The organism is Erwinia sp. 198 (assembly GCF_003937915.1).
GTDB classification, from domain to species: domain Bacteria; phylum Pseudomonadota; class Gammaproteobacteria; order Enterobacterales; family Enterobacteriaceae; genus Erwinia; species Erwinia aeris.
This window is the reverse complement of the sequence record NZ_RHUM01000008.1, coordinates 165,365-177,653: the sequence shown is the minus strand read 5'-3', so window position 1 is coordinate 177,653 and position 12,289 is coordinate 165,365. Positions and strand designations below refer to the sequence as shown.

The following is a 12,289-nucleotide window of genomic DNA, read 5'->3' as shown; positions in this document are numbered from 1 at the left end:
ATTGCTGGCGGGGCTTTTTATTACCGCGCTTATTTATCCAGCGCGTAAGCAATTACGTAGTCGCCGCGATCCGGAGACTGACGCGCGCCGCCGGCTGAAATCAGGATGTACTGCTTGCCTGTTTTCGGCGACTTGTAGCTGACAGGGCCGCCCTGACTGCCAACCGGCAGGCGTGCTTTCCACACCTCTTTACCGGTAGCCGAGTCAAACGCGCGCAGATAGTAATCCTGCGTGCCCGCGATAAATACCAGGCCGCCTTGCGTAGCCAGCGTGCCGCCCAGCGTCGGCATCCCTACCGGCATCTGCGCGTGCATTTTGATGCCGAACGGACCGGTATCCTGCACCGTACCAACCGGAACCTGCCACACCAGCTTCTGCGTTTTCAAATCGATAGCGGAGAGCGTACCGAACGGCGGTTTCTGGCAAGGGATGCCCAGCGGCGACATAAAGCGGTTTTTGTTTACCGCATAAGGCGTGCCTTTCAGCGGCACCGCACCCATGCCGGTGTTGATCGCTTCCCCGCCGTTGCTGCCGCGAGCGGTAGCGCCGGTATTGGCCGGGATCATCTGCACCCACAGGCCAAGACGCATGTCGTTGACGAAGATGTAGTGATTGTTCGGATCGGTAGACAGGCTGCCCCAGTTCATGCCGCCCAGCGAGCCTGGGAAGCTCAGGGCTTTGTCGGTGCCCGGCACGGTGTACAGACCGTCATAGCGCATGGATTTAAAGGCTACGCGGCAGGCAAGCTGATCGAACGGCGTAGCGCCCCACATATCAGACTCTTTCAGCGTTTCCGCGCCAATCTGCGGCATGCCGACAGACTTAGGCTGCGTCGGCGTATACTGCTCGTTCGGGATATTGCCTTTTTTAACCGGCACTTCTTTTACTTCGGTCAGCGGCCTGCCGGTCAGACGATCCAGCACGTAGATCTGGCCCGCTTTGGTGCCAATCACTACGGCCGGTTTGCTGGTGCCATCCTTCATCGGGAAGTCGATCAGGCTTGGCTGCATCGGCAGGTCAAAGTCCCACAGATCGTTGTGCACGGTCTGGTAAACCCACTTCTCTTTGCCGGTAGTCGCATCGACCGCCAGAATGGAAGCACCATATTTATGGTTCAGCGCGGTACGCGTTGCGCCATACAGATCGACCGATGAACTGCCCATTGGCATAAACACGGTATTCATCGCGGGATCGTAGGACATCGGCGCCCAGGAGTTAGGCGTGCTGCGGGCATAGCTCTGGTCCGGCTGCAGTGTTGCATTCGGATCGTCGTTGCCCGTATCAAAGGCCCAGCGCATCTGGCCGGTGATCGCGTCAAAGCCGCGGATCACGCCGCCAGGCATATCGGTCTGAACGTTATCCGCAACGCGGCCGCCGACCACCACGGTGGTGCCCGCAAGCGTTGGCGCAGAGGTCAGCTGATATTTTGGATCCTGCGCTTCGCCCAGGCCCGCTTTCAGGTCAACCACACCGTGGTCGCCAAAGTTCTGGCACAGTTCGCCGTTGTCGGCGTTGATAGCCATCAGGCGCGCGTCGATGGTATTCATCAGCAGACGACGCTGGCAGCTGTCGCCCGCAGGCAGCACGGCCTGCGGCACCGGCGTAGAGCCAGGCACTGAAGGCTGTTTCAGTGGCTGAGTGGCGTCAAAGTAAGCCAGGCCGCGACAGCGGTTCCAGACCTCTGCCTGCGCATTCACCACGTGTTCCCAAATCTTTTTCCCCGTGTCGGCGTTGACCGCGATCACGTTGTTGTGCGGCGTGCAAAGGTAGAGCACATCGCCAATCTGCAAAGGCGTTTGCTGATCTTCCGCGCCGTTGCCGGTTGGGCTGTCAGGAATATCGCCGGTGCGGAAAGTCCAGGCTACCTTCAGGTCTTTCACGTTGTCGCGCGTAATCTGGTCCAGCGCCACAAAGCGGCTGCCGCCCGGCGTATTGCCGTAGTTGTCCCAGTTTTTCTGTTCGGTCGTTTTATTTACCGGTACCAGCGGCAGTTCGCTGCCGTCGGCAACCGGGGCGTGCGGCTGGAACATCTGTATAAAGGTCGCCACCAGGCCTACCACCAGCACGGCAGCAGAAATATAAGCAGGCCTGGCCGCAGCCGATTTCCCTTCGTGCTTGCGCAGCGCGGGCAGCGTAATCACGGCCAGCAGCATCAGCCCGGCAATGGTCATCAGGCGCGAAACCAGCGGCCAGAAATCCAGACCAACGTCCAGCAGCGCCCAGATGACCGTGCCGATAAAGACCAGCGCGTAAACCGCAACGGCGGAAGATTTGCGGCGGAAAAACTGGATAGCGGCAATCACGGTCAGAATACCGGCGATCATGAAATACCAGCTGCCGCCCAGCGACAGCAGTTTCCCACCGCCAACCACGAAGAAGAGGCCGGTTGCCAGCAAGATCAGGCCCAGCAAAACGCACCAAAGGCCCAGCCATTTCGACGACCGGGCAGTTGTTTGAGACATGAAAAACACTCCTGGAAAACAGCGCTTAGCCTAATCTCAGGCTGCTTCTGTACGCCTTGTAAACAGGCAAGGCGTGAAACAGCTCAACATTATGCTATGGACGCTTAACAAGGCGATACGGGTTAAACCCGTCCTGCGTTGGCGGCCTGCCGACCGCTAACCGAAAAATTGTACCACGCGGTTCGTAAATAACTACACAGAAAATTAACAAACTTCACACTCGTGAATATTAAACACATTTATTGGTACGTTATTTTAACTTTTGCTAAACAATTTCGGCGTATAACAGTTCACGCCGGCTTAATAAGTAACGGGCGACGGGATGAAAAAAGAAGGGGTTAAAGCGGATTCAGAACGGGAAAATAAAAGCAGCATTGATGAAAACGGCCTCGCCACCTGGCAGCAACCTGCATTCCGAGCGAAGCATTATTTTAATACGCCTACAGCGTTTCAATCAGCGGCCTGAAGACAACCCGCTTTCTGGATATTAAACCGTCGCCGTTGGGGCAAAAATAGTCGGTAGCGCCGCAGGCCTTGAGTAGCTGTAGCGGCCGATCGCAATCAGGACAGATAGCTTTGGCGGCAAAATCACGCTGGCAGCTGGCGCAGTACAGGCGTTCATCCCGGGCGACAAGGGGGTGTTGGCAAATCGGGCAGTGTTCGCTCATCGTTTTCTCCTGTTTTATATTGATAAGTATAAAACAAAGTTAACCCGCCGCGGTTAAGAAGCAGCCTTTGTCGGACGATATGATAAGAGGTAACCGGCTGAAGGCCCGCAAAGAGAAAAGCCGCTCGCCGAATCGATTCCGACGGCAAACAAGCGAGCCCGACAGAATGCCGGGCCCGAAAAACACCCTTGTCAGGGCGATGAAGCATCGCCCGCCAATCAGCGTTTGTTCTTTTTCAGATGGCTCAGCAGGCGTTTGCGCTTGCGCTGCTGGTTAGGCGTCAGCAGGTTGCGTTTACCGGCAAAAGGGTTATCCCCTTCTTTAAACTGGATACGAATAGGCGTACCCATCACTTCCAGCGAGCGGCGGAAGTAGTTCATCAGATAGCGCTTGTAGGAATCCGGCAGATCTTTCACCTGGTTGCCGTGGATCACCACAATTGGTGGATTGTAGCCGCCGGCATGCGCATACTTCAGCTTCACGCGGCGGCCGCGCACCAGCGGCGGCTGATGATCGTCGGCTGCCATATTCATGATCCGGGTCAGCATTGAGGTATTCACGCGACGGGTTGAGCAGTCGTAAGCTTCGGTAACCGATTCGAACAGGTTGCCCACGCCGCTGCCGTGCAGCGCGGAGATAAAGTGCACGCGGGCAAAATCGATAAAGCCAAGACGGAAGTCGAGGGTTTCTTTAACTTCTTCGCGAACTTCCTGCGACAGGCCGTCCCATTTGTTCACCACAATCACCAGCGAGCGACCGCTGTTGAGGATAAAGCCGAGCAGCGACAGATCCTGGTCGGAAATCCCTTCGTGAGCGTCGATCACCAGCATCACTACGTTAGCGTCTTCGATCGCCTGTAGCGTTTTGATCACCGAGAATTTCTCGACCGTTTCGGTAATTTTTCCGCGCTTGCGCACGCCTGCCGTGTCGATCAGGATATATTCGCGACCGTCGCGTTCCATCGGGATATAGATGCTGTCGCGCGTGGTGCCCGGCATATCGTAAACCACAACGCGATCCTCACCGAGGATACGGTTAGTTAACGTGGATTTACCCACGTTAGGCCGACCGACGATAGCCAGCTTGACAGGCAGATCCAGCGGGTTGAAGTCGTCTTCCTCTTCTTCCTGCTCTGCGCCGCTCTCTTTCGCCGCCAGCTCCGCCCAGTAGGCTTCGTTCTCTTCTTCTTCCGTCAGCTCCGCCTGCGGCGCAACCTCATCCATCCACGGCAGCAGCACCATTTCCAGCAGGCCGGTAACGCCACGGCCGTGCGAAGCGGCGATAGGATGGATTTCACCCAGTCCCAGCGAATAGAAATCGACCACGGCGGAATCCGGATCCATGCCGTCGGTTTTGTTGGCTACCAGAAAAGTGGGTTTCTCACGTGAGCGTAAATGTTGGGCAATGGCCTGATCGGCAGGCATCAGGCCCGCACGCGCATCGACCATAAACAGCACCACATCGGCCTCTTCAATCGCCAGCAGCGACTGTTCGGCCATGCGGGTTTCCACGCCCTCTTCATTGCCATCGATACCGCCGGTATCAATGCAGATAAACTCACGCCCTTCGACCTCGGCGCGACCATACTTACGGTCACGGGTTAGCCCAGGAAAATCCGCTACCAGCGCATCTCGCGTGCGCGTAAGACGGTTAAAAAGTGTAGATTTTCCCACATTGGGACGCCCGACCAGCGCGACCACAGGTACCATATTGAAGCCTCATTACTAAAATTAAACGCCTGACCGCTTGCAACTTGATTACTGGCGCACACGCAGGCTGAAGGCGTAGAGGATACCACGCCTGTAAAAAAACGAAACGGCCCCTGAACAATCAGGAGCCGTTTCGACGTGCAGACAGCGTATTAGCGAGTGAAAGCGTAGACTTTGCCGCCTTTCGCCTGAATCAGCAGCTTGTCGCTGGCAACCACCGGCGAGGTCTGGAAGCCAGAGCCGTCCACTTTCTGCTGGGCAACAAAACGCCCGTCGGTGGTATTGACCCAGTGCAGGTAGCCTTCACTATCACCCACGACCAGATAGCCATTATAGAGCACCGGCGCGGTCAGATTACGGTGCAGCAGGTCGCTCTGACGCCACAGGGTCACGCCGCCATCGGTGCTCAACGCCACCACGCGATCGTCCTGGTCAACCAGATAGATGCGTCCCGCGTCCACGATCATATCGTGTACCGAGCCGATCTCGCGTTTCCACATGATCTGCCCTGAACGCAGATCCAGCGCCGCGAGGCTACCGTTGTAGGCCAGCGCGTAAACCACGCCGTCAACGACAACCGGCGTGGTATCCACATCGGCAAGACGATCGATTTCCGTAGCGCCGCCCGGCTGGGAGATGCGCTGCTGCCAGATAATCTGGCCCTGGTTCATCATCACCGCGCTGACGCGACCGTTGTCGCCGCCGACGATTGCCGCGCCGAAGGCGGTGGCAGGTGCGGACTCACCGCGCAGCGACAGCGCCGGTACATCAAGGTTAACCGTCCATTTCACGACGCCGCTGTTCTGATCCAGACCCTGCAACATGCCGTTGCTGGTGTGCACCAGCACCAGGCCATCGCTGGCGACCGGGCGCGACAGCACTTCGCCAGCCGCTTTGGTCTGCCAGGCGATAGAGCCATCGCTGCTGTTCAGCGCATAAACCTGGGCGCGCTCGCTGCCGACATAGACGTGACCGCCGTCGTAAAAGAGGCCGCCGGAAAGCAGCGCGGGCAGGTTCTTAGAGAAGAAGCCCGTTTTGGTCGACAGATCGACCTTCCACTGTTCTTTGCCGTCGCCGGCGTTCAGCGCTTTTACCACGCCGAAACGATCGGCGGCGTATACGGTGTTCTCAGACCAGGCCGGATGCAGATTGGAGTAGTAATCGCCCACGCCATCACCTACCGACGTGCTCCAGACCTCTTCCGGGGTAAACTGATTTTCCACTTTCGGCAGCGGCGACATTTTGACCACGTCTTCTTCACCGCTGAACCATGAACATCCGCTGAGCAGCGTGACTGAAATCAGTGCCGGCAGCAGTATCTTACGCAATTCCATGAAATCCCTCTTAAGCCCGTTGCGGCAATTATTAACCTGGCAAATTATTCATTTTCATCTGCAGCATCTCTTTCAGCGCCGGCGAGGCGTTGGAAGCAATGCCTTTACTCCAGGCTTCGCGAGCGCCCTTGCTGTCGCCCTTGCTGAGCAGCGCTTCGCCGCGTACGTCGGCAACGATAGCCGTCCAGCCGTCGCCCTTAATCGCATCCAGGGTCTTCAGTACCGCATCCGGCTGCTTCTGCTGCAGCTGAATACGCGCCAGGCGCAGGTTCAACACCGCCTGCAGATTGGCGTCTTTGGTCGCCTTCAGGCCGCTTTGCAGCTGCGCGGCGGCTTTATCCAGCTCATTGTTGTCAACATAGCGTTTTGCCACGTCCAGCGAAGCCAGCGCGCCGTAGGTGTTGCTGTTGTCGTCGGCGAATTTCGCCGCTGCCGTCAGCGTTTCCGGCTTGCTGGCATCCAGCGCGCCCGAAACCTGCTGGTAGGTCGCCGAGACTTCGCGGCTGCTGGTGTCCTGATGGCTGCTCCAGTAGCGCCAGCCCGCCAGCGCGCCGATGCCGACGATCACGCCGATAGCCAGCGCCTTGCCGTTCTGCGCGAAAAAGCCTTTTAGCGCGTCGACCTGCTCGTTTTCGTTGCTATATACTTCCACGCAAACTCTCCTTAAATCGCGGCCGTCTGCTTCAGCATTGCTGCCAGCGTCGCTGCCGCCTCATGCTGCTCCAGCTTTTGCTGCTCGCCGTTGCGCAAATCTTTAATGACGACCTGATTGTTGGCCACTTCTTCCTCGCCCAGCACCAGCGCGACGCGTGCGCCCCACTTGTCCGCGCGGGCAAACTGCTTCTTGAAGTTGCCGCCGCCAAAATTGGTCATCAGCTTCAGAGACGGATCCGCATCACGCAGTTTTTCCGCCAGCTGCATCGCCGCAGACTGTACGCCAGCCCCTGAAGCGATAACATAGACATCGACAACGCGCGTCGGTTCAAATTCCGGATTCACCGCCTGCACCAGCAGCACCAGACGCTCCAGTCCCATCGCAAAACCGACGGCCGGCGTGGCGCGGCCGCCCAGCTGTTCGACCAGACCATCGTAGCGGCCGCCAGCGCACACCGTGCCCTGCGCGCCCAGGCTGCTGGTCACCCATTCAAAGACGGTGCGGTTGTAGTAGTCCAGGCCGCGCACCAGGCGCTGGTTCACCGTGTAGGCGATACCGGCGGCATCCAGCAGCTGGCAAAGACCGTCAAAGTGTTCGCGGGAGTCGGCGTCCAGATAGTCGCCCAGCGCTGGCGCGTCGTTCAGCAGGTGCTGGACGTCCGGGTTTTTGCTGTCCAGCACGCGCAGCGGATTGCTGTACATGCGGCGTTTACAATCCTCGTCCAGCACCTCTTTATGCTCTTCCAGGAAAGCCACCAGCGCATCGCGGTAGTTGGCACGCGCCTCCAGCGAACCGATCGAGTTCAGCTCCAGACGAACGTGATCGGCAATGCCCAGCGCCTTCCACCAGCGCGCGGTCATCATAATCATTTCGGCGTCGATATCCGGCCCCTGAAGGCCAAACACTTCCGCACCGATTTGATGGAACTGACGATAGCGGCCCTTCTGCGGACGCTCGTAGCGGAACATCGGTCCGATATACCACAGGCGCTGTTCCTGATTGTAGAGCAGACCGTGCTCGATGCCGGCGCGCACGCAGCCTGCCGTGCCTTCAGGACGCAGCGTCAGGCTTTCACCGTTGCGATCGTCGAAGGTGTACATCTCTTTTTCAACCACGTCGGTGACTTCACCGATAGCGCGTTTGAATAACGGGGTCTGCTCTACAATCGGCGTGCGAATTTCGCTGTAGCCATAGCTGGCCAGCACCTGCTTAAGGGTTTGTTCAATACGCTGCCACACCGCGGTATCCACAGGCAGGTAGTCGTTCATGCCGCGGATTGCCTGAATATTCTTCGCCACTGTTTTCTCTTCTTTCCTTTTGGGGGCGGGCGCGCAAGCTGCGGCCCGCCCCGCCGTTATTTATTTTTCAACCTGCTGCACATCAATACGACGGGATTCGTCCATCATCGCGGCTTTGGCACGTATACGCGCTTCCAGCTGGTCAATCATATCGTGGTTATCCAGACGCTCGCGCAGGCGCACGCCGTCCTCGTAGAACCCGCTTTTCTTGTTGCTGCCGGTGACGCCAAGCGTGGAAACCAGCGCCTCGCCCGGCCCGTTGACCACGCAGCCGATAATCGAAACGTCCATGGGCGTAATGATATCTTCCAGCCGCTGCTCCAGCGCGTTAACGGTGCCGATCACATCAAACTCCTGGCGGGAGCAGGTTGGACAGGCGATAAAGTTAATGCCTCTGGAACGAATGCGCAGCGATTTCAGAATATCAAAACCGACCTTTACCTCTTCGATCGGATCGGCCGCCAGCGAAATACGCAGCGTATCGCCAATGCCTTCCGAGAGCAGCAGGCCCAGGCCAATCGCGGATTTCACCGCGCCAGCGCGTGCGCCGCCCGCTTCGGTAATGCCCAGGTGCAGCGGCTGCTCGATCTGCTTAGCCAGCAGGCGATACGACTCCACCGCCAGGAATACGTCCGACGCTTTTACGCTGACCTTGAACTGGTCGAAGTTAAGACGATCGAGGTGATCGACGTGGCGCATAGCGGATTCCAGCAGCGCCTGCGGCGTCGGCTCGCCATACTTTTCCTGCAGATCCTTTTCCAGCGATCCGGCGTTAACGCCGATACGGATTGGGATATTATTGTAACGCGCGCAGTCAACGACCTGCCGAATACGCTCTTCATTGCCGATATTGCCGGGGTTGATGCGCAGGCAGTCAACGCCGTATTCAGCTACTTTCAGCGCGATACGGTAGTCAAAATGGATATCGGCAACCAGCGGGACGTTAACCTGCTGCTTGATAAGGCGGAACGCTTCGGCGGCATCCATGGTGGGAACAGAGACGCGAACGATATCAACGCCGACGCGCTCAAGCGCTTTGATTTGGTTAACCGTCGCGGCCACATCGGTGGTTCGCGTATTGGTCATGGACTGGACGGCGATAGGCGCGCCGTCGCCCACTGGCACCTGGCCGACGTAAATGCGCTTTGATTTGCGACGGATAATGGGTGCTTCGTTATGCATATTCTTTCTCCGAAATTACTCGCGACCAGAAGATGCGTTATTGCGCACCGACTGTCAGGCGGGCAACCTGGTTGCTACGGATAAAACGACTCAGATCGACCGGCTGGCCCTGATACTGGATCTGAACGGCGCCCGGCGCGCCAATCTTAAGACGATATGGCGCCGTGCCGGAAAGGCTGAGTTTACCACCACTACGCTGGATCCCGCTGAACAGTTTCTTGCCTGTCGCATCGGAAACTTCCAGCCAGCACTCTTTACTGAAGTTCATAACCAGCGCGTTGGCCTCGGCGGCTGGCACGCTAACGCCTGCAGAAGCCGTCGGCATCTGGCCGTTGTCGGCCGGCACCTGCGAAGGCGAGACCGCAACCGGCGCGGATGAGCCGGCTGATGTATTGGCTGCGGAAGCGGCTGAACCGGTCGCGGCGGCTGAAGTATTGGCCGCAGGGGACGTGGCAGCAGCGTCAGGCGCGGCCGCGGTATCCGCAGGCGCGCTCTGGGTCGGCGCCTCTTCGGCTGGCGACACGCCGTCCGCGCCGCTGTTGTTCAGCGGAATGGACTGGCTGTTATCGCTGCCTGCGCTGACGTTCTGATCGGCCATGGAAACCAGATCGTCCTGCGCCGCCTTGTGGTTCTGCCACCACCATGCGCCGGTCAGGCCTACCACGACAAACAGCACCAGCCAGGTAAAAATCATCAGCCAGCCGTCGCGTTTTTTGCGGCGTTTGCCCAGGGAAAAGCTCTGCATCGGCTCGACTTTGGCGGCCCGTACGGGTGCCTGTTTCGCCATCATCGGCAGCAGCTCTTCTTCCGGCACGTGCACCAGCCGGGCGTAAGAACGGATATAGCCACGCAGGAAGGTAGACGCCAGATCCGCAGGCGCCTTGTCCTCTTCAATATCGCGGACGGTGGAAAGTTTCAGGCAAAGGCGCTCCGCAACGTTCTGCTGAGACAGGCCCATTTGCTCACGGGCTACGCGCAGGCGCTCGCCTGTTGAATTTACTGCTGATTTATCTTGAGTGGCTTCAGTATTCATTAGCTAAAAAATGCAGGTACTGTATCGATTGTGGAAAATTTCGCGCCAGCTTTTCCCCGGCAAGCCGGATGCTCTCCGGATGCCCTGCCCGCGCGGCGAAGCGAATCTCTAACCACAAGCTCTGCGCCGAAGCGGCAAAGTTGCGTTGATAAACATCTAACAGGAGCCGCGATGAATCGCGCTCGTTCTTTCCAAATCGCCTTTCGGCTTCCGCCAGCAGCGCAGCACCCTTTTCCGCATCGTTTTGCGTCGCTTCCAGCAACGCGGCTTTGGCCTTCTGCGCTTCACCCGCCCGCAGATAGCAATAGCCGGCATTTTCCAGGGCGTCGGCGCGACCCGGTAGTCGGCTCGCCTTACTGAACTGCTGCTGGGCCGCATCATACTGCCCTAAAAGACAGAGAAACGCACCGTAATTATTGATTACGTCACGGTTTTGTCCTGCCAGCGCCGCGGCTTTTCGGTAATGCTCCTGCGCCGAGGCGTTGTCCCCCACACGCTGAAAATAGCGGGCCATAGCAAGCCTGCAGCGATAGTCGTCAGGCGCCAGCTGCAGCGCCTGGCGTAAATTACGTTCCGCCGCGGCCAGCTGGTCCTGCGCCAGCCAGGCCAGGCCTAATTGTAGTCGCGTCCCGGCCAGCTCGCCGCGCGGTGTCGTCAGGCTACAGCCCACAAGCAGCAGCGCGGCCAGCCAAAATGATAATCCCTTACCCATCATCGCCTCCTTAGCGGAAGCGATGTTACGCCCTTTTGCTCAGCGGACAAGCCGCGAGCCTGGCTTTCAGAGCGCTTTCACAGAAATCGCTTCGCCGGCCATTTTTTTACGCATTGTGCGGCGCGTGCGGTCGATAACTTCACCAGCAAGCTGGCCGCAGGCGGCATCAATATCATCGCCACGGGTCTTACGCACAATAGTGGTAAAACCATAATCCATCAACACTTTAGAGAAGCGATCGATGCGACTGTTCGAACTACGGCCATACGGCGCACCCGGGAAGGGGTTCCACGGGATAAGGTTAATCTTGCACGGCGTCTCTTTCAGCAGCGCGGCCAGCTCGTGCGCGTTATCGGTGCTGTCGTTGACGTGATCCAGCATGACATACTCAATGGTCACGCGGCCCTGATTGGCGTTGGACTTGGAGATATAGCGCGCGACGGAAGCCAGGAAGGTTTCGATATTATATTTTTTGTTAATCGGCACGATTTCGTCGCGGATAGCGTCATTTGGCGCATGTAGCGAAATCGCCAGCGCTACGTCGATCATATCGCCCAGCTTGTCCAGCGCGGGAACGACCCCGGAGGTCGACAGCGTCACGCGGCGTTTTGACAGCCCGAAGCCGAAATCGTCCAGCATGATTTCCATCGCCGGGACAACGTTGTTCAGGTTGAGCAGCGGCTCGCCCATGCCCATCATCACCACGTTGGTGATAGGACGCTGGCCGGTCACTTTCGACGCGCCGATAATTTTAGCCGCGCGCCAGACCTGGCCGATAATTTCGGATACGCGCAGGTTGCGGTTGAAGCCCTGCTGCGCCGTCGAGCAGAATTTACACTCCAGCGCGCAGCCGACCTGCGAGGAGACGCACAGCGTGGCGCGATCTTTCTCCGGAATATAAACGGTCTCCACCTGCTGGCCACCGACCGTAATCGCCCATTTAATGGTGCCGTCCGCCGAACGCTGCTCTTCCGCCACTTCCGGCGCGCGGATTTCGGCCAGCTCTTTCAGCTTGTTGCGGAAAACCTTGTTGATGTCGGTCATCTCATCGAAATCATCACAGCAGTAGTGATAAATCCACTTCATTACCTGATCGGCTCGGAATGGCTTTTCGCCCAGGCCAACAAAAAATTCGCGCATTTGCTGACGGTTCAGATCGAGCAGGTTGATTTTTTCTTTTTTTGGCGTGGTGATAGCAGATGACGGGGTGACGATTTGTTCAGACATAATATTCTC

The 12,289-nt window shown here is 57.9% G+C and carries 11 protein-coding genes; 1 reads left to right on the top strand and 10 read right to left on the bottom strand.

The genetic code is table 11. The features are described from left to right. Nucleotides 1-29: 29 nt before the first annotated feature. On the bottom strand, nucleotides 30-2,462 hold the full coding sequence (locus tag EGK14_RS13060) for a glucose/quinate/shikimate family membrane-bound PQQ-dependent dehydrogenase (RefSeq protein ID WP_125289533.1): 2,433 nt from the start codon (nucleotides 2,460-2,462) through the stop codon (nucleotides 30-32). A 322-nt stretch (nucleotides 2,463-2,784) separates the two neighbouring features. Between EGK14_RS13060 and EGK14_RS21595 the strand changes: the two genes are divergently transcribed. Beyond that, a complete protein-coding gene (locus tag EGK14_RS21595) occupies nucleotides 2,785-2,928 on the top strand; it encodes a hypothetical protein (protein WP_233598494.1) in 144 nt (47 codons plus the stop codon). Here the strand turns inward: EGK14_RS21595 and EGK14_RS13055 are convergent. The 9 genes from EGK14_RS13055 to EGK14_RS13015 form a co-directional block, all read right to left on the bottom strand. Then, on the bottom strand, nucleotides 2,903-3,130 hold the full coding sequence (locus EGK14_RS13055) for a zinc ribbon domain-containing protein (protein ID WP_125289532.1): 228 nt from the start codon (nucleotides 3,128-3,130) through the stop codon (nucleotides 2,903-2,905). The two genes, EGK14_RS21595 and EGK14_RS13055, sit on opposite strands and share 26 nt — an antisense overlap. A gap of 218 nt (nucleotides 3,131-3,348) precedes the next feature. Continuing rightward, a complete protein-coding gene (gene der / locus EGK14_RS13050; RefSeq protein ID WP_125289531.1) occupies nucleotides 3,349-4,839 on the bottom strand; it encodes a ribosome biogenesis GTPase Der in 1,491 nt (496 codons plus the stop codon). Nucleotides 4,840-4,991: 152 nt separating this feature from the next. Continuing rightward, nucleotides 4,992-6,173, bottom strand: a complete 1,182-nt coding sequence (gene bamB, locus EGK14_RS13045; RefSeq protein WP_125289530.1) for an outer membrane protein assembly factor BamB — start codon at nucleotides 6,171-6,173, stop codon at nucleotides 4,992-4,994. Between the two features lie 31 nt (nucleotides 6,174-6,204). Next, nucleotides 6,205-6,825 carry a YfgM family protein gene (locus tag EGK14_RS13040; protein WP_125289529.1) on the bottom strand — a complete coding sequence of 207 codons (621 nt, stop codon included), beginning with the start codon at nucleotides 6,823-6,825 and terminating at the stop codon, nucleotides 6,205-6,207. 11 nt (nucleotides 6,826-6,836) lie between these two features. Continuing rightward, complete coding sequence (gene hisS, locus EGK14_RS13035) at nucleotides 6,837-8,126, bottom strand: histidine--tRNA ligase (protein ID WP_125289528.1); 1,290 nt, start codon at nucleotides 8,124-8,126, stop codon at nucleotides 6,837-6,839. 60 nt (nucleotides 8,127-8,186) lie between these two features. Next, a complete protein-coding gene (gene ispG / locus EGK14_RS13030) occupies nucleotides 8,187-9,308 on the bottom strand; it encodes a flavodoxin-dependent (E)-4-hydroxy-3-methylbut-2-enyl-diphosphate synthase (protein WP_125289527.1) in 1,122 nt (373 codons plus the stop codon). Between the two features lie 37 nt (nucleotides 9,309-9,345). Then, nucleotides 9,346-10,341, bottom strand: a complete 996-nt coding sequence (gene rodZ / locus EGK14_RS13025; protein WP_125289526.1) for a cytoskeleton protein RodZ — start codon at nucleotides 10,339-10,341, stop codon at nucleotides 9,346-9,348. Beyond that, entirely contained in the window at nucleotides 10,331-11,053 is a 723-nt protein-coding gene (gene pilW, locus EGK14_RS13020; RefSeq protein WP_125289525.1) for a type IV pilus biogenesis/stability protein PilW, read from the bottom strand. The genes rodZ and pilW overlap by 11 nt, the downstream gene beginning before the upstream one ends. 66 nt (nucleotides 11,054-11,119) lie before the next feature. Next, complete coding sequence (locus EGK14_RS13015; RefSeq protein WP_125289524.1) at nucleotides 11,120-12,280, bottom strand: bifunctional tRNA (adenosine(37)-C2)-methyltransferase TrmG/ribosomal RNA large subunit methyltransferase RlmN; 1,161 nt, start codon at nucleotides 12,278-12,280, stop codon at nucleotides 11,120-11,122. Between the last annotated feature and the right edge of the window lie 9 nt (nucleotides 12,281-12,289).